The 16,956-nt window shown below is 73.4% G+C and carries 18 protein-coding genes; 9 read left to right on the forward strand and 9 right to left on the reverse strand.

The genetic code is table 11. The features are described 5' to 3' along the window. Positions 1 to 17: 17 nt before the first annotated feature. Both ACIQE0_RS23700 and ACIQE0_RS23705 read right to left on the reverse strand, forming a co-directional pair. On the reverse strand, positions 18 to 497 hold the full coding sequence (locus tag ACIQE0_RS23700) for an STAS domain-containing protein (RefSeq protein ID WP_366334391.1): 480 nt from the start codon (positions 495 to 497) through the stop codon (positions 18 to 20). A 109-nt stretch (positions 498 to 606) separates the two neighbouring features. Further along, a complete protein-coding gene (locus tag ACIQE0_RS23705; RefSeq protein WP_402335526.1) occupies positions 607 to 1,104 on the reverse strand; it encodes an NUDIX domain-containing protein in 498 nt (165 codons plus the stop codon). Positions 1,105 to 1,378: 274 nt separating this feature from the next. Between ACIQE0_RS23705 and ACIQE0_RS23710 the strand changes: the two genes are divergently transcribed. Both ACIQE0_RS23710 and ACIQE0_RS23715 read left to right on the forward strand, forming a co-directional pair. Then, complete coding sequence (locus ACIQE0_RS23710) at positions 1,379 to 2,101, forward strand: histone deacetylase (protein ID WP_402335529.1); 723 nt, start codon at positions 1,379 to 1,381, stop codon at positions 2,099 to 2,101. Between the two features lie 102 nt (positions 2,102 to 2,203). Beyond that, positions 2,204 to 3,538 (forward strand): phosphoribosyltransferase family protein, encoded by a 1,335-nt coding sequence (locus ACIQE0_RS23715; RefSeq protein WP_402335532.1) that lies wholly within the window; start codon positions 2,204 to 2,206, stop codon positions 3,536 to 3,538. A gap of 112 nt (positions 3,539 to 3,650) precedes the next feature. On the opposite strand, the gene ACIQE0_RS23720 is transcribed toward ACIQE0_RS23715, so the two are convergent. Beyond that, entirely contained in the window at positions 3,651 to 4,766 is a 1,116-nt protein-coding gene (locus ACIQE0_RS23720) for a chemotaxis protein (protein WP_366334384.1), read from the reverse strand. Between the two features lie 442 nt (positions 4,767 to 5,208). Here ACIQE0_RS23720 and ACIQE0_RS23725 point away from each other — a divergent pair, with 442 nt between their 5' ends. Next, positions 5,209 to 5,643: a CBS domain-containing protein gene (locus ACIQE0_RS23725; protein WP_366334382.1), complete on the forward strand. Its 435-nt coding sequence runs from the start codon at positions 5,209 to 5,211 to the stop codon at positions 5,641 to 5,643. A 620-nt stretch (positions 5,644 to 6,263) separates the two neighbouring features. Further along, complete coding sequence (locus ACIQE0_RS23730; RefSeq protein WP_402335535.1) at positions 6,264 to 6,797, forward strand: hypothetical protein; 534 nt, start codon at positions 6,264 to 6,266, stop codon at positions 6,795 to 6,797. 13 nt (positions 6,798 to 6,810) lie between these two features. On the opposite strand, the gene ACIQE0_RS23735 is transcribed toward ACIQE0_RS23730, so the two are convergent. The 3 genes from ACIQE0_RS23735 to ACIQE0_RS23745 all read right to left on the reverse strand — a co-directional run bounded on the left by ACIQE0_RS23735 (position 6,811) and on the right by ACIQE0_RS23745 (position 8,948). Further along, complete coding sequence (locus ACIQE0_RS23735) at positions 6,811 to 7,293, reverse strand: NUDIX domain-containing protein (protein ID WP_366334378.1); 483 nt, start codon at positions 7,291 to 7,293, stop codon at positions 6,811 to 6,813. Between the two features lie 127 nt (positions 7,294 to 7,420). Beyond that, the gene (locus tag ACIQE0_RS23740; RefSeq protein WP_366334376.1) at positions 7,421 to 8,020 is read right to left on the reverse strand and encodes a hypothetical protein; all 600 of its coding nucleotides are present in this window, start codon (positions 8,018 to 8,020) and stop codon (positions 7,421 to 7,423) included. Between the two features lie 130 nt (positions 8,021 to 8,150). Continuing rightward, the gene (locus ACIQE0_RS23745; protein WP_402335540.1) at positions 8,151 to 8,948 is read right to left on the reverse strand and encodes a glutamate racemase; all 798 of its coding nucleotides are present in this window, start codon (positions 8,946 to 8,948) and stop codon (positions 8,151 to 8,153) included. A gap of 137 nt (positions 8,949 to 9,085) precedes the next feature. Here ACIQE0_RS23745 and ACIQE0_RS23750 point away from each other — a divergent pair, with 137 nt between their 5' ends. Beyond that, complete coding sequence (locus tag ACIQE0_RS23750) at positions 9,086 to 10,234, forward strand: glycosyltransferase (protein WP_402335760.1); 1,149 nt, start codon at positions 9,086 to 9,088, stop codon at positions 10,232 to 10,234. A gap of 172 nt (positions 10,235 to 10,406) precedes the next feature. Here the strand turns inward: ACIQE0_RS23750 and ACIQE0_RS23755 are convergent, their stop codons facing one another. Continuing rightward, complete coding sequence (locus tag ACIQE0_RS23755) at positions 10,407 to 11,546, reverse strand: IS701 family transposase (RefSeq protein WP_402335543.1); 1,140 nt, start codon at positions 11,544 to 11,546, stop codon at positions 10,407 to 10,409. A gap of 95 nt (positions 11,547 to 11,641) precedes the next feature. Between ACIQE0_RS23755 and ACIQE0_RS23760 the strand changes: the two genes are divergently transcribed. Then, the gene (locus tag ACIQE0_RS23760; RefSeq protein ID WP_402335546.1) at positions 11,642 to 12,529 is read left to right on the forward strand and encodes an IS5 family transposase; all 888 of its coding nucleotides are present in this window, start codon (positions 11,642 to 11,644) and stop codon (positions 12,527 to 12,529) included. Here the strand turns inward: ACIQE0_RS23760 and ACIQE0_RS23765 are convergent. Further along, positions 12,524 to 13,192: a hypothetical protein gene (locus tag ACIQE0_RS23765; RefSeq protein WP_402335549.1), complete on the reverse strand. Its 669-nt coding sequence runs from the start codon at positions 13,190 to 13,192 to the stop codon at positions 12,524 to 12,526. The genes ACIQE0_RS23760 and ACIQE0_RS23765 overlap by 6 nt on opposite strands. Before the next feature lie 86 nt (positions 13,193 to 13,278). Further along, positions 13,279 to 14,640, reverse strand: coding sequence for a TerD family protein (locus ACIQE0_RS23770; RefSeq protein WP_402335552.1), 1,362 nt, complete (start codon positions 14,638 to 14,640; stop codon positions 13,279 to 13,281). Positions 14,641 to 14,896: 256 nt separating this feature from the next. Here ACIQE0_RS23770 and ACIQE0_RS23775 point away from each other — a divergent pair, with 256 nt between their 5' ends. The 3 genes from ACIQE0_RS23775 to ACIQE0_RS23785 all read left to right on the forward strand — a co-directional run bounded on the left by ACIQE0_RS23775 (position 14,897) and on the right by ACIQE0_RS23785 (position 16,746). Next, positions 14,897 to 15,343, forward strand: a complete 447-nt coding sequence (locus tag ACIQE0_RS23775; protein ID WP_402335555.1) for a DUF6643 family protein — start codon at positions 14,897 to 14,899, stop codon at positions 15,341 to 15,343. A gap of 45 nt (positions 15,344 to 15,388) precedes the next feature. After that, positions 15,389 to 16,213 (forward strand): MOSC domain-containing protein, encoded by an 825-nt coding sequence (locus ACIQE0_RS23780; RefSeq protein WP_402335558.1) that lies wholly within the window; start codon positions 15,389 to 15,391, stop codon positions 16,211 to 16,213. Between the two features lie 365 nt (positions 16,214 to 16,578). Continuing rightward, positions 16,579 to 16,746, forward strand: coding sequence for a hypothetical protein (locus tag ACIQE0_RS23785; RefSeq protein WP_402335560.1), 168 nt, complete (start codon positions 16,579 to 16,581; stop codon positions 16,744 to 16,746). Positions 16,747 to 16,956: the final 210 nt, after the last annotated feature.

A 16,956-nucleotide genomic window follows, 5' to 3' on the forward strand; every position in this document is an offset into this window, starting at 1 on the left:
GCCTGCCACCGGCCGCGTCAGTCCGCGGGGTCCGCGGAGTCCGCGGCCGAGGGGTCCGCGCCCGTGGGATCCGCGGCCGAGGGGTCCGCGTCCGGCGGCTCCGCGTCCGCGGCCGGCGGCCACACGGGGCGGCTGGCGAGCGGGACCGCGGCCAGGGCATGACCGACCGTCGGATAGCAGGAGAAGACCCCGAGGGACTGCGTACCGACCAGCAGCTTCAGCATCCGTACGCCCAGGGATGCCAGGAGGAGCCGGCCCTCCATGCGTCGGCAGAGCCATTCCAGGGCGAGCAGGCAGCTCAGCCCCCGGGAGTCGCAGAACCGCAGCGCGGTCAGGTCCAGCACGAGGAAGCGGTGCCCGGCCGAGACGACGGACCGGGCCTCGGCGAGGAACGCCTGCTCGGTGCGGAGGTCCAGTTCCCCGCTGACGCGCAGTACCGCGCACTCGTCCTCCTCGACGAGTGCGGTGACCGCCAATGACCGCATTTCCGAGCTCATGCCGTCCAGCGTAAGCGCCATGGCGTGCCGCACCACCGACGTGTCACCGGCGTACGCGGACCGGCGCGGGTCGCGGCGACGGGCGCGCACCGGGGCGCGAGCGGCCCGATCAGCCGTCCCCACCAGCCCCGTCACCGCCCCCGCCCACCCGCTCCGCCAACCGGTCGAGGAACACCCGCTGGGCCGTGATCAGCAGCCCGCGCGCCCGCTCCGGGGGCCACCACGCCACCCGGTCGATCTCCGGGAAGCTCCGGACCTCCCCGGAGCCGCGCGGCCACTCCATCTCGAAGGTGCCGGGTGCGATCCGGTCCGGGTCGAGGTCGCCCTCGACGGCCCAGACCGCCACCACCTTGCCGCCGGACTGGCGGACGTCCCCCAGCGGCACATGGCGGCCCGCCGGCGGCGCCGCCCCCAGCTCCTCGGCGAACTCCCGCCGGGCGGCGGCCAGCGGCTCCTCCGGCGGCACGTACTCCCCCTTGGGCACCGTCCAGGCACCGGCGTCCCGGCGCGCCCACAACGGGCCGCCCATATGCGCCAACAGCACCTCGATGCCGCCGTCCGCACCCCTGCGGTACAACAGCAGCCCGGCACTCCGCTTCCCGGCCATGCGCCCCGGCCCCCTTCCGCCGTTCCGTCGTTCCGTCGTTCCGCCCTTCCGTCGTTCCGTCCTTCCGTCCTTCCGTCCTTCCGTCCTTCCGTCCTTCCGTCGTTCCGTCGTTCCGCCTCACCGTCGCCCGGCGGGCACCGTCTCGATTACGGTCATCGTGCGCCCGCGACGCCGCCACCGCTCCCGCGGCCGGACCGCGGCCCCCGCCGGACCGCGGCCCCCGCCGGACCGCGGCCCCTGCCGGGCGGCGCACACCGGGCGCTACCGTGAAGAGGTGACCGCGCCCCGCGCCCTGGAGCCCTTCGACGCCGCCGGGAACGCCCCGCTCCCGTCCGCCGTCACCCACGTCTGGTACGCCGCGTACGGCTCCAACACCCACCCCGAGCGGCTCACCCACTACCTCACCGGGGGCCGCCCACCGGGCGGGCTGCGGGACTTCCCCGGGTGCCGCGACCCCCGCGGTCCCCTGCGCAGCGCACCCGTGCTCCTGCGCGGGCGGCTGTACTTCGCCACCGAATCGGCGGTCTGGACCGGCGGCCGTGCCTTCTACGACCCCGACGCGGACGGCGAACTCCCCGCCCACGCCTATCTCCTGACGCTCTCTCAGTTCTCCGACATCGCCTCCCAGGAGATGTACCGCGACCCGGTCCAGGACCTCGACCTGACACCGGTCCTCACCCACGGCCGCGCCCGGTTGGGCCCCGGCCGCTACGAGACGCTGGTCTGCGCCGGCCGCCTCGACGGCCACCCGGTGCTGACCTTCACCGCCCCCTGGCGCAGCACCGACGTCCCCCCGAACCCGCCCTCCGCCGCCTACCTCCGCCACATCGCCGCCGGGATCAGCGCCGCGCACGGCTGGACCCCGCACCGGACCGCGACGCATCTCGCCGCGTGCCCGGGCGTGCACCCACGGTGGTCCGTCCCGCGGATCGCGTCCCTCCTGGCCCCGGACCGACCGGTCCCCGCACCGGCCGCGCCGCCCCCACCCGCCCACTGACCAGCGGCACTGCGACCGACTTGCACAACGCCCGCCGCCGGGGTTATGCCGGACCTAGGTGTGGACGTCGCTTCCATCTCCCCTGGGTAGGGGGTGCACACTGTGCTGTTCACTGACCGCGCGGACGCCGGACGGCGACTGGCCGAGGCGTTGCGCCACGTGGCAAACGAAGACCCCGTCATCCTGGGCCTGCCCCGCGGCGGCGTCCCGGTGGCCTATCAGGTCGCCGAGGCGCTGCACGCCCCGCTCGACGTGATCGTGGTCCGCAAGCTCGGCGTCCCCTACCAACGGGAGCTGGGCTTCGGCGCGATCGGCGAGGGCGGTGTGCGGGTCCTCAGCGACGACATCATCCGCCGCGGCCGGGTCGGTCCCGACGACGTCGACGCGGTGCAGCGCACCGAGGAGGCCGAACTGGCCCGCCAGGCCGAGCGGTTCCGGACCGGCCGGCCACGCCTGCCGCTCGACGGCCGGACCGTGATCGTCATCGACGACGGCATCGCGACCGGATCGACCGCGGCGGCCGCCTGTCAGGTGGTCCGCGCCCAAGGGGCGGCCCGGGTCGTGCTGGCCGTCCCGGTGGCCCCGCCGGACGCCGCGGACCGGCTGCGCTCCCTGGCCGACGAGTTCGTCTGCCTCTCCACCCCCTTCGCGTTCTCCGCGGTGGGCGAGTGGTACGAGGACTTCTCCCAGACCTCGGACGACGAGGTGGTCGCCCTGTTGTCCCAGGCCGCGGCCGGCGCCGCCCACCGGACCGGCGCGACGGCCACCGGTGCCCGCGCGCGGACGGCCCGCGAGGCCGGCGGTCAGGCGGAGGTGCGGATCGAGGCCGGGCCGGTCCGGCTGACCGGGGACCTGACGCTGCCCGTACCGGGCGGGCCGGTGGTGATGTTCGCCCACGGTTCCGGCAGCAGCCGGCACAGCCCGCGGAACCGCGCGGTGGCCACGACCCTGAACCGCGCCGGCCTGGGCACCCTGCTGTTCGACCTGCTGACCCCGGCCGAGGAGTCCGACCGGGCCAAGGTCTTCGACATCGAGACCCTGGCCCGACGGCTGGCCGACGCCACCCGCTGGCTGCGGGCCCGCGAGCGCGGCCGGATCGGCTACTTCGGCGCCAGCACCGGCGCCGCGGCCGCGCTGCGCGCCGCCGCCTACCCCGACGCGGACATCAGCGCCGTGGTCTCCCGCGGCGGCCGCCCCGACCTCGCGGGCCGCTCACTGCTGACCTCCGTCCGCGCCCCCACCCTCCTGATCGTCGGCGGCGCCGACACCCTGGTCCTGGACCTCAACCGCCAGGCCCAGTCGGCACTGAGCTGCGAGAACAAGCTCGAAATCATCCCCGGCGCCACCCATCTCTTCGAGGAACGAGGCGCCCTGGACAAGGTCGCCGCCCTCGCCCGCGACTGGTTCACCCACTACTTCCACCTGCTGCCGGCGTAAGCCCGGATCCGACCGAACCGCAAGCGGACCACCGCATACGGCGGAACGCAACGGCGGCCAACGCCCCCCGCGCCGGCCGCCGTTGGTCCGCCACCAATCCGTCAGAAGCGCCCTAGTACCGCAACGTCCCCGCGATCCCGCCCTCCTCGGCGAGCGCGCCGTCGGGGACGAAGCGCACCTCCGCACCGGTGTCCAGCGAGCGCTCGACGATGTCGTCCACGATGTCGTCGACCGCGCCCCGCTCACCGGACTCGGCCGGAACGAGGTGCTCACCGGTGTCCCGTACGGTCTCCCGGTAGTTCTCCTCCACCGCCAGCAGGGCGACCCGGCCGTCCTGGGCGTGCTGCCGGATCTCGTCCACGCCGGCGGCGAACGTCCGGCGGCCGCGCGCCCGGTCCAGTTCGGCCAGCACCTCGGCGACTTCGGACTGCGAACGCTTCTCCGCGTACGGGCGGATCGCCTGCCAGAGGGCGTCCGGCGGCCCCGCCGCCAGCCCCGTCTGCGGCACCTGCGTCACCGCGCCCTTGGTGCCCGCGCTGCCCCGCACGATCGTGCCGGCGTCGTCGAACAGCGAGAGCGCCACCGGCTCGCCGACCACGTACAGCGGGCGGTTGTCGGTCTTGAGGACGGCCGCCAGTGCGGTGTCCGCCTCCCGCAGGAACTTGCGGGTGTGCTCGCTGCGGAAGGTGCTGGGCACGTCACCCACCTGCAACTGGTCCTCGGGATCGGGGTCGGCCAGGCTGCGGGTCAGCGGGAAGCTGCCGTGGTGCACCTCGGTGAGGCGGTCCATCGCGCCGCTCCACAGGCTGACGCGGTCGGCGGAGAGCGCCAGCACCCAGAAGGGGTGCTCGGCGGCGTACGCGGCGACGAGGTTGCGGGTGAGGAAGGTGTCCGAGAGCACCACACGGGCCGGGACCGTACGGCTGATCGACCACACCTGGTGCTCCCCCGGCGCCGCGAAGAGCACCAGACCCTCCTCGGCGTGGGCCAGATCGACCTCCGCCGCCGCCCGGTCCAACTGCTCGGTGACGTCGATCCGTCGCTCTCTGGAGACCTCCGGATCGTCCTGGAGCCGCTCCTTGGCCTCGGCCATCATGTTGCGCAGCAGGACCGGGTCCTGCGCGTTGTCCGGCCCCCGGCGGTGCGTGGGCAACAGCACCGACACGGCCGGATAGGGCCGCTGCCGGCGGAGCTTGGCGAGTTCGGCGGAGCTGAGCGCAGCATGCATCGGAACCCTTCTTTCGGTGCGGGGATTCACGAAGCGGAATCACGGAGCGGAGGCGTCGAGCGGCCGCGTGGGCGGATGCGCGGCGCGGGGCCGCGGAGCGCATCGAGGTGCCGGTGCCAGGGACTCCGCCCCTCGACGCCCTACCACACTATGAACGATATGCCCGATTCCCGGGTGGGGCAGCAGGTGCGGCCTGCACCGCATCACGGCCGTGCGGCAAGGGGATTTCGCCGGGACCGGCAGCGCCCCGGCCCCGGAAGCGACCTTGCGCCATCCGTGGTGTCATCGAAGAAAAGACGCCCTGCGCACGCCCTGCGCGCCGCGCGGACGCCCTGCGACCAACACGGAGCAGGATCCGAAGAGTCCGAAGAAGTGGAAGAAGCGGAAGCCCGAGAACCCGAAGAGGCACGAGAACACGAACGCTGCGACAGCGGGAGGAATCATGGCCGGCAACCTGCGAGCCCGGGACATCATGACCGGCGGCGTGCAATGCGTCGGCGCGCACCAGTCGTTGGAGAACGCGGCGCAGATGATGCGGGACCTGAAGGTCGGCGCGCTGCCCATCTGCGGTGACAACAACAAGCTGACGGGGATGATCACCGATCGTGACATCGTCATCAAGTGCTGCGCCGAGGGCATCGACCCGGCGACGGTGCAGGCCGGTTCGATGCAGAGCAAGATCCACTGGATCGACGCCGACGCGGACGCCGGCGAGGTCCTGCGCACCATGGAGCAGCACCGGATCAAGCGCCTCCCGGTGATCGACGTCAAGGGCGGCCACCAGTTGGTAGGAATGATCACCGAGGCCAACCTCGCCAAGAACCTCTCCGACACCCAGGTCGCCGAATTCGCCAACCGCGTCTACGCGTCCGCCTGACGCACGCGCACACCCGTACAGCGGCCGAGCGCACCCCTTCCGCAACACATCCCGCACCCGGCCGCTGACGGCACATCCACCACGCACCGCCCGGCGAACTCGAACTCGCCCCGGGCTTCGGCACGTTCGGCGAGGGGCCGGTCGACGGCTCCTCGGTGCCGCGCGCCGCTCAGCGCGCGCCCCGACCCCCGCCCAGAGCCGGCGAAGCGCCCGTCACGAACGACGAACGACGCCCGCGGGGTGCACCGGCATGCCACCGCCCCGGCGAGCTCCGCCGGTTCCAGGACCTGTCGTTCGCCACCTTCCCGTCGTCGTCCGAAGGGCGGCGCCGCGGTGTCCGGTGCGCGCTCGCGGCGGGCCGGGCGGAAGTCCTCGTACGGGAAGGTCACGGTCATCTGGGCCTGAGCGCAGCGGAGCCCGCGCCGGCACGGCGTTCCGGGACGCCGGGCGACGTCCCACGGGTCACCCGAACGGCCGCCCCGGATCGCCCCGCCCCGGCCGGCCTCCTACGGTCTGTCCGATGGGTCACGCCGCGGACCCGGCCCCGACCCGTCGGTGGGGACCCTGGCGTCGAACGACGCGGCGGGCCGGCTGTGCACCGCCGCCACAAGGAGGCCGACATGCGCAGGCTCATCGCCGTGCCGACCGTGTTGCTCGCCCTGGCAGCCGCCGGCTGCGAGGTCGGGGACGGCCGCGGGGACGCACCGGGCACCTCGTCCGCTTCCGACCCGGGCGCGGCCCCGTACGGCGCGCCGGAAGCGCCGACGGCCTCCCCCACCATCCCGGGCCAGCCGGTGAGCTGCGGCGCCCTCGCCGACGCGCTGGGACAGGCACACGACGTCGCGCTGTTCGCCGACCCCGGTGCGGACGGCACGGTGGGCTGCGGCGAGGCCCGCGCGGTGATGAAGGAGTTCTTCCTGCGGGCGCCGCCGCAGGAGGGCGGCCCCGGCGGATCGCTGACGGTCCGGGGCTGGGCCTGCCACTACGACGGCGGCCCGACCGGCACCTGGATCACCGAATGCCGCCGCGGCGAACGGGAGATGCACACCGAGGAGGCCGGTCAGGGCACCGGCCCCAACGGCTCCCCGGACGGGTCCGAGCCGCCCGGCGATCCCTCGCTCCCCATGAACGAGCCGTCGACCACCGAGCTGTAGCCGGCAGCCCGCCTCAGGGCGTCTCCGCCGCGCCGCGGAACCACGTCGGGCCGGCCTCCAGCGCCTTCTTGATCCGGCTCAGCGCGTACTCCTCCAGCTCCGGGAGGGCGTCGACGGGGAACCAGCCGACCTCCAGCGACTCGTCGTCGTTGACCCGCGCCTCGCCGCCGACCGCGCGGCAGCGCAGCGTCACATCCATGAACTGGCACACGTCGCCGTTCGGGTAACGGGTCGGCGGCATGGTCTCGACGAGGACCACGCTCTCGGGGACGGCCCGCACCGCGGTCTCCTCGTACACCTCGCGGACCGCGGTCTCGGCGGGCTGCTCACCGGGCTCCGGAATGCCCCCGATCACCGACCAGCCGCCGGTGTCGGCCCGCTTGCCGAGCAGCACCCGGCCCGCGTCGTCGAAGACGACCGCGCTCACCCCCGGCAGCCACAGCAGCTTGGTGCCGATGTCGGTCCGAAGGTCGCGGATGAATTCGGGAGTCGCCATGGCCCGACCCTACGGGACGCGCCGGCCGGCCCCCGCCGCACCGTGGTGGACGGGCCCCGGAGGCCCGTCGACCGGGGTCGGTCCCGGCCGCGCGGGCGCCGCGCTGCGGGACCGGTCCGCGCCGCCCCTACGCCGCCGAGGCCGAGCGGCGCAGCCGGAGCCGCTCGCGGACGCAGGCCACCGCGCCCTGGGCGTCGTCCACGGTGACGGTGAAGGTGCGCCCGTCGCCGAGCCGCAGCAGCAGCGCCTCGCCGCGGCGGACGACCACCGCCGTGCCCTGTTCGGGACGCCAGCGGTAGCCCCAGCCGCCCCACTGGCGCGGGGTGACGCGGGGCACGAAGTCGGCGCCGACGACCGTGTCCAGGGGGATCCGGCGGCGCGGCACTCCCATGTGGCCGCAGCGCACCTCCAGGCCGTCGTCGTCCACCCGGACCGCGACGTGGACGAAGGCGAGGGTGCCGAAGAGCACCAGCAGCCCGGCCGCGACACAGCCGACCACGGCCATCACCAGGGGGGCCAGGCCGGAGGTCCAGGTGCTGTTCACGGCGAGGTCGATGCCCAGCGCCAGGCAGGCCGCGCCGATGACGGCCAGCAGCCACTGGACGCGGTTGGTGGCGCTGCCGTGCCAGACCGCGGGAATCTCCGCATGGGAGCCGCCGGCCGGGACGCCGTCCCCGCCGGCGGGTTCCTCGGGGGCTGCGGCCCCCTCGTGGGGGTGGTCCCTCATGGAACGCAGGGTACGCGCCTTCGCACCGCGGGCCCCGGCGTCACACTCCCGCGGCCCACCCGGCGGACGGGAGCGGGGGCGGGCGGAGCCCAGGGCCGCGCCGGGGTCGGGCCGGACGCCGCCTTGGGCGTTATGCGGTGCGCGGGGCGGCCGGGACGGCGCCGGCGAGCAGCCGGCCCTCCGCGTAGGCCAGGACCGGGTCGGGCAGCGTGCCGGGGCGGCCGCTGAGCAGCACGCCGAGGGTGCCGGTCGGGGCGGCCGCGGGGGCCGGTTCGGCACCGATCCGGCGGAGTGCCTGCGCGGCGACCGCGTCGGCGGAGCCGTACAGCACCAGGGACGGGGTGCCAGGCTGCTGGAGGGCGGCGCGGATGCGCTCGGCGACCAGCTCGTAGTGGGTGCAGCCCAGGACGACGGACCGGATGTCCCGCGGGGTGAGCCGGGCGGCGGCGGCCACCGCGGCGTCGATCGCCTCCTCGTCGGCCTGCTCGACGGCGTCGGCCAGGCCCGGGCAGGGCACGCCGGTGACCGCCACCCCCTGCGCGAAGCGGGCGATCAGGTCCTGCTGGTACGGGCTGCCGGTGGTGGCGGGGGTGGCCCAGATGGCGACCGGGCCGCCGCCGGCCGCGGCCGGCTTGATCGCCGGGACGGTGCCGATGACGGGGATGTCCGGCTCCAGCTCGGCGCGCAGCGCGGGCAGCGCGTGCACGGAGGCGGTGTTGCAGGCCACGATCAGTGCGTCCGGGCGCTCCGCGGCGGCGGCCCGGGCCACGGCCAGGGCGTGGGCGGTGACGTCCTCGGGCGTCCGCGGGCCCCAGGGCATGCCGTCGGGGTCGGTGGAGAGGACCAGATCCGCGTCCGGCCGCAGGCGCCGTACGGCGGCGGCCGCCGGGAGCAGGCCCGTTCCGGAGTCAAGCAGCGCGATCTTCACCCGGACACTTTACTCAACGGTCCGTCCCGCTTGTCATACCGGGCCGGGAAGGAGCCGGAATGGGCGGACGCCCGACGACGCGTGTCGGGCACCGGTCCGCGGCGGTCCCGGTGGGGCAGACTGCGGCCGTGGAAGCGATGGAGTGGATCGGCGCCGGGTCGCTGCTGGCCTGGCTGTGGCTGCTGCTGGGACAGGGCTTCTTCTGGCGGACCGACGTCCGGCTGCCGGCCCGCCGCGATCCCGAGCGCTGGCCGTCGGTGGCGGTGGTGGTGCCGGCCCGCGACGAGGCGGCGGTGCTGCCCGCGAGCCTGCCGACGCTGCTGGCGCAGAAGTACCCGGGCCGGGCCGAGGTCTTCCTGATCGACGACGGGAGCACGGACGGCACCGGCGCGCTCGCCCGGGCGCTGGCGGCCGACGGCGGCGGGCTGCCGCTGACCGTCGCCTCGCCCGGTGAGCCCGAGCCGGGGTGGGCCGGCAAGCTGTGGGCGGTCCGGCACGGCATCGCCCTGGCACGGGAGCGTTCGGCGCCCGAGTACCTGCTGCTGACCGACGCGGACATCGCCCACGAGCCGGACAGCCTGCGGGAGTTGGTGGCCGCGGCCCGCTCCGCGGGGCTGGACCTGGTGTCGCAGATGGCCCGGCTGCGGGTGGCGACCTCCTGGGAACGGCTGATCGTGCCGGCCTTCGTGTACTTCTTCGGGCAGCTCTACCCGTTCCGGTGGGTCAACCGCCCCGGCGCCCGGACCACGGCGGCGGCCGGCGGATGCGTCCTGCTGCGGCGGGAGGCGGCGGAGCGGGCGGGCGTCCCCGAGGCGATCCGGCACGCGGTGATCGACGACGTGGCGCTGGCGCGGGCGGTACAGCGCTCCGGCGGCACGGTGTGGCTGGGACTGGCGGACCGGGTCTCCAGTGTGCGGCCGTATCCGGGGCTGGCGGAGCTGTGGCGGATGGTGTCCCGCAGCGCCTACGCCCAGCTGCGGCACCGTCCGCCGGTCCTGCTGGGCACCGTCCTCGGACTGGCGCTGGTCTACCTGGCGCCGCCGGCCGCCCTGGTGGCCGGCCTCGCGGCCGGCGATCCGGTGGCGGCGGCGACGGGCGGCGCGGCCTGGGCGGTGATGTGCGGGACGTTCCTGCCGATGCTGCGCTACTACCGGCAGCCCCCGTGGGCGGCGCCGCTGCTCCCGTTCACCGCCCTGCTCTACCTCCTGATGACCGTGGACTCGGCCGTCCAGCACTACCGCGGACGCGGCGCGGCCTGGAAGGGCCGCACCTACGGAGCCCCCTAGTACTGCAATCACAGTTATGGGGATTGGCCTCGGCGTTTGTAGTGGCTGAGCCGGGACCGGGTCTGGCTGAGTCGTCTCCACCATGACCAGCGCAGATGGTGGGCCGGGGTGAGGTGTTGTGGGCGGAAGATGAGTCCGATCAGGCGTCGGATCTCCGCGACGGACAGGGGGATCAGGTGGTTTTGTCCAAGATCGCTGCCCCCTTTTCCAGTTCCTGGGCGCGGATGGCGGTCAGTGCGGCGAGTGCGGCCATGGACAGGGTGATGTGCCGGTACCAGGCGTCGTAGCGGCGGATCTGGTAGTGGTCCAGGCCGCACTCGTTCTTCGCGGCCTGGAAACTTTCCTCCACCTGCCAGCGGGCCCCGGCCACCCGGGCCAGGTCCCTCAGCCGGGTGCCGACCGGGCCGTAGCAGACGTAGTAGGCGATCTCGGTGGGATCGGTGAGGCTGCGGCGGGCCAGCACCCAGTGACCGAAGCCGTTCTCCCACCAGATCCGGATCGGCACCCGGGCCCAGTCGTAGAACCGCTGTCCGCGGGCGCCCGGGCCGGCGGACAGGCGCTTCCACGCCTGCCGCGGCAGGCTGGCCACCAGGGAGTCGACCCGGATGTCTGAGCCGTGGGTGGTGATGACGGTGTCGTTGACCTTGGTCGCCAGCACGTGCGCGACACCGCGTTGCTCCAGCCAGTACCGCAGCCGCTTGACCTGCCCGTATGCCTCGTCCGCGGTCACCCACGCGAAGGGCACCTTTGCGTCCAGGGCACGCTGGAGCATGGCCTGGAAGTGCTCGATCTTCGTGGCGAACGGCACCTCGTCCGGGATGCCCGCCGCCCGGCACCGCTCCCGGTCGTCCGTCCAGGACTTCGGCAGATACAGCTCCCGGTCGATCAACGCCCGCCCCCGCCCCGAGGCGTAGGCCAGGAAGGTGCCGATCTGGCAGTTTTCTGTGCGGCCGGCGGTGCCGGAATACTGCCGTTGCACGCCGGCTGACTTGGTGCCCTTCTTCAGGAACCCGGTGTCGTCACCGATCAGCACCGCGTTCTTGTCGCCGATGCTCTCGACGACGAAGTCACGGACGTCGTCGCGGACCCCGTCAGCGTCCCAGTCGGCTTCGCCCAGCAGTCGCTGCATCCCAATCGGATGCGCCTCGCCTGCTCTTTCCGCCAGCGACCAGCCGTTCTTGCGTTCCAACGGCGCGACCAGCCCGGCCATATACGCCAACGCCCGACCCCGCGGCTCCGAGCGGGCAAACCGCGACGCGAACCGCCCGTGCAATCCCTCCAACACCCCACGCCAGGAATCGACTTGACTCACACCAAGATCCACAGACCCGGACACTCAATCACATCCGGCGCACAACTGTGATTGCAGTACTAGGCCGTGTATCGAAAGTGGATCTTGAGCGATGAATGATCTCAGGCCATGGGCGGGGAGATCTCACGGACGAGCAATGGACGGCGCTGGAGCCGTTGCTGCTGAAGGGCACGAGGGCGGGGCGGCCGCCCGTCTGGCCTCGGCGCCAGCTAATCGACGGCATACGGTTCCGGATCCGGACCGGTGTTCCGTGGCGGGACGTGCCCGTTGAGTACGGGCCGTGGGGACGGATCTACGACCTGTTCCGCCGATGGCAGCGGAACGGCACCTGGCGCCGAATCCTCACCCGGCTCCAGTCCCTGGCCGACGCGGAAGGTGCTATCACGTGGGACCTGAGCGTCGACTCCACGGTCTGCCGCGCCCACCAGCATGCTGCCGGGGCCCGCAAGCAGGGTGACCTGCAAAAGGAACCACCGGGCGGCGTGTTTACCGAGCCCGTTGATCACGGACTGGGACGCTCGCGCGGCGGGTTCACCACCAAGCTGCACCCGGCCGTCGAGCAGGGCCAGAAGCCCATGTCGATCGTGGTGACCGCGGGGCAGCGCGGGGACTCGCCGCAGTTCGAACCCGTACTGGAGAAAGTCCGCGTCCCCCGCATCGGGCCGGGCCGACCACGCGTCCGCCCCGACCGCGTGCGGGCCGACAAGGCGTACGCCTCCCGCAAGAACCGCGCCTACCTGCGCCGCCGCGGGATCCGCTGCACCATCCCAGACAAGGCCGACCAGGCCCGCAACCGCCAGAAGCTGGGCTCCCGCGGCGGCCGGCCGCCGCGCTTCGACCCGGTCGACTACCGTGAGCGCCATGCGGTCGAATGCGCGATCAATCGCCTCAAGAGGAACCGCGCTGTCGCCACGCGCTACGACAAGCTCGCGGTCCGCTACGAGGCGACTGTGCTGGTCGCAGCGGTCAACGAATGGCTATGACCCTGTCTCACGCCTCATCACGTATGTTTTCCCGATGTCGGGGTCGCCATAGAAGAAAAACAGCTTCAACTCGTTGTGCTGATCGCGGTCCACGTAGAAGGACCACGCGTATGTCGATGGGGGTTCAGGAGTCGAGGCGTCAGTAGCGGTCACGGAGGAACGGCTCTCCACTCGGGTCCGGGCTGCCAGCGCGAGTCGGACGACCTGTCCGCCGTCGTCGTCAGCCAGTTGCCAGGTACCCGTACCGGAGAGGCGCCAGCCGTCCTCGAAGTCGAAGTCCTGCCCGTCGAGCTTTTCGAAAAGAGCCGTTCCGCCTTTGCGAAGCACCACGCGGGTTCCCTCGACGTTTTCCCAGCCCCCAGCGACTTCGGCCGCCGTGGTGTCGTGGATCCCTGTTCCCTCGTAGTACTGATAAGGGCCAGCGCACGCCGTCAGAGCAGCCAAAACCACGATCAAGCTACCGACGGCAGTCCCCCACGCACGCAGCCTGCTTCCGCCCGCCACCAGGCCCCCACTCTCAGCCCGCATCGGCCAACCGAGGAGTGGGCCTTGGAGAGATACCTTGCCAGACGCGTTGAACGTGTTCAACGGCACGGCTGGAGAGGTGACGCGTACTACTCCCGACCCGTGTATCCAGCGCCGCCCGCAGCCACCGATGAGCACCGCGAACAGCGTTTTCGATACACGGCCTAGGGCGACGCACGGTCAACTCCCGCTCATCGGACGGAAGTTGACGGATCAACCCGGCCTCACTTGCTGGCCGGGGACCACGTCAGGCCCCAGCCGTAGGCGTGGTCGACGGTGCGCTGGGGGCTGACGCCGGGCTCGGGGACGAGGTAGCGGGCCTCGCGCTGGACGACGAGTTCGCCGCCGGTGTGGGTGATCAGGGCCAGTGCGCAGACGGTGGCCGGCACCGTGCAGGCGTCGAGCGCGAACTCCACCGGGGCGCCGTGCTGCGGCTGGAGGGTGACGGTGGCGCCCAGGCCCTCGAAGCTGCGGGCGCCCGCGTAGAGCGTCACGAAGATCAGGATGCGCTTGAAGCGGGCCTGGCGGTCGAGGTTGACGGTGAGGTTCTCGCCGGTGGCGACGGCGCCGGTGCGGTCGTCGCCGTCGAGTTGGATGTACGGCGGGGCGTGCAGGTCGCCGAAGGCGCCGGCGAGCGGGTGCACCACACCGGCCGAGCCGTCGGTGAACTCGTAGAGCGCGCACAGGTCGAGGTCGAGGTCGCCGGAGGGCGGCAGCAGCGCGCCGCGCGCACCCAGCGCCGCCATCGCCTTGCGGCCGAGTTTCCGGCCGCGGCCGCTGCCGGCGCCTGCCGCGCTCCAGTTGAGGTTGACCCGCAGGACACCGGAGGTGCCGCCCTGCTTCGTCAGCGAAACGGCCGGGGCGTCCTTGGTCAGGGTGACTTTCGTCAGCCGGACGGGACCGGGGGCGGGGACGGGGACGGGGGCCGGCGCGGCCGGCTCGGGCCGGCCGAACGGGGCGGGAACAGACGCCACCGGGGGCCCGGCCGGGGGCGCGGGCGGCGCCATGGGAGGCGGCGGAGCGGGCGCGGCGGCCGGCGTGGGGGCGGGTCCGTCGGCGGGTCCGTCGGCCACGCTGATTCCGAAGTCCGTTGCCAGTCCCGCGAGTCCGGTCGCGTAGCCCTGCCCCACGGCGCGGAACTTCCAGCCGCCCTGGCGGCGGTAGAGCTCGCCGAGCACGAAGGCGGTCTCGGTGGTGGCGTCCCGGCTGTCGAAGCGGGCCAGTTCGGCGCCGCTGCCGGCGTCCAGGACGCGTACGGACAGGCCGGGGACGGCGCCGAAGCCGCCGCCGTCGGCGGAGGCGGCCAGCACGACGGTCTCGACGGCCGGCTCGACGGCGGCGAGGTCGACGCGGAGGGTGTCGGTCACCGTCCCGGCGGCCGGCCGCTTGCCCTCGTGGCGCACCGCGCCCGAGGCGTGCACGGGCTGGTTGTAGAAGACGAAATCGGCGTCGCCGCGGACCCGTCCGGACGCCAGGAGCAGCGCGGAGGCGTCCACGTCCGGCGTCCCGGCGGCCGGCTGCCAGGCCACCTCCACCCGCACCGCCGGCGCCAGGACCGGCACGTTGCCACCCTTGAGCATCGACATCGCCGCACCCTCCTGTCGTCGTGGTTTCCCTCGTGCCCCGTCAGCTGCGGCCGCCACCAACCTACTTGGCCGGGAACGCCCCTGATCGCCCGACGTTCAACTACCGGAAACGGGGTCTTTACACGATCCCTACGGGCGTTCGCGACCGATTTTCACGAGTTCGCTCACATTAGGGCACCAGAGCCGCTCCGAACACGGAAAACAACCCAGGGTCCAGGCTCCCCATTCGACACATCGTGGGCTTAACTTATGAGGTATGACCTCCCCCCGCTCCACTTACAGCGGCGGCTACTACGCTTCGCCCTCCTTCCCGGACACCCCCATCTACGACAGTCTCGTCGCAGAGCGGGGTACCCCGCAGATCGCCCCGATCCGGGTGAACCCGTCCCCCTGGGACCTCGGTTCCCCCTCGCTGCCTGCGCTGCCCTCGGCGCTGCCCGCGCTGCCGGCCGCGTCCTCCCCGCCGCCCTCGGGCGGCGGGTATCCGGGTGCCGCGGCGCAGCCGGTCGCCCCGTTGCAGCACACCCCGGCGCCGTCCATCCCGCAGCAGGCGGGGACCCGCGGCTACCAGCCCCCGCAGCAGCCCCCGCGCCCGGCGCCGGGCGCGGGCACCGGCTACGAGGCGATGCGACCGGTCGCGCCGCGGCCGGCCTCGCCGTTCGACGACCAGGGATACGGCCGCCAGTACCCGCGCGGCTACTGACCCGCGGTTCGTCCGCACGTCCGAAGCGACTGGCAAGATGGGTCCATGCCGAAGCCACAGGTCCAGTCGCTGCACGTCTATCCGCTCAAGGCCGTTGCGGGATCCGCACCCGGCGAAGCGGTGGTCGAGCCGTGGGGGCTCGCCGGGGACCGGCGCTGGCTGGTGGTCGACACGGCGGGTCGGCAGTTCACCCAACGCCAGCGTCCGAGGCTGGCGTTGGTGCACGCTGAGGGGCTGCCGGGCGGCGGTCTGCGACTGACCGCGCCCGGGATGCCGCCGCTGGCGGTCGAGGCGCCCGAGCCGGTGGCCACGGTTCCGGTCGAGGTCTTCGCCGATGTCGTCGAGGCGGTGCCCGCGGGCCCGGAGGCGGCCGCATGGTGGAGCACGTATCTGGGCGTCGCATGCCGGCTGGTGCACATGGACGCCCCCGACAAGCGCCGCCCCGTCGACCCGCGGCACGCCGAGCCCGGCGACATGGTCAGCTTCGCCGACGGCTATCCGCTGCTGCTGACCACCTCCGCGTCACTGGACGCCCTCAACTCCCTCATCGCCCAGGGCGACCACGCCGATGAGGGCCCCCTGCCCATGAACCGCTTCCGGCCCAACGTGGTCGTCGAGGGCACCGCCCCCTGGGCGGAGGACGACTGGCGCCGGGTGCGGATCGGCGAGGTGGTCTTCCAGGTGGCCAAGCCCAGCGGGCGCTGCATGGTGACCACGGTCGACCAGCGCACCGCCGCACGCGGCAAGGAGCCGCTGCGCACCCTCGCCCGCCACCGCCGCATCGACGACCGGCTGGTGTTCGGCCAGAACCTGATCCCGCGCGGGACCGGCTCGCTCCGCATCGGCGACCCGTTGGAGATCCTCGACTGACCGGCGCGTACGGCGGCCGGTGCCTCGTTGCGGGCCGGTCGGCGGCTGCCTACAGTGAGCGCACATCGCCGGCGACGGGACGGGCCGCGGGGGAGACAGAGAGCTGCTGTGCCGATGGCTGCCGACCACACCGCTAGCCGCCGCCTCCTCCCTCTCCAACGCCCCCAGCACCCCCGACACCTCCCGCACCTGCACACCGGGAACCGCGCTGCCGTCGGCCGTGCCGACGACGGGGCGGTGCGCCGGGACTGCCGGGACCTCGTCAAGGTGCCCTGCGACCACGGGCGGCACCGGACGCCGCCGCGGCCCGTCACCACGGCGGCACCTTGGCCGGCGACGGGAGCGACCGAGGGAGGAGCACGGCCGTGCTGAACCCGGAAACCGCCGGTCACGGCGGGGCGGAGGCGCCGGCGGAGGAGTCCGGCCGCCGGCTGCTGCAACGGCGCTTCACCGCACGGCTGCTGCCCCAACTGCGGCTGCGGGGGCCGCTGCGGTGCGGTGGTGACGGTGGCGGTCCGGCTCCGCTGACGTGACGCTTGCCCTGGGCTTGCTTCCCACGTTGTTGGCTCCCCCGCCGCGGGGGTTGCTGTCTTTTGCGCCTGCGGCGCTTGCCGCTTGTCCGCTGCGCGGGGCTTGTCGGGTGCGGTGCGTTGCCGCTGCGCGGGGCGTTGTCGGCCGCGGTGCCGGGTCTGTGGGGCGGTAGGGGTGTGCCGGACTGCTTCGCTTTACGTCCGGCACACCCC

The sequence above is a fragment of the Streptomyces sp. NPDC093097 genome (genome assembly GCF_044754325.1).
Classification (GTDB): domain Bacteria; phylum Actinomycetota; class Actinomycetes; order Streptomycetales; family Streptomycetaceae; genus Streptomyces.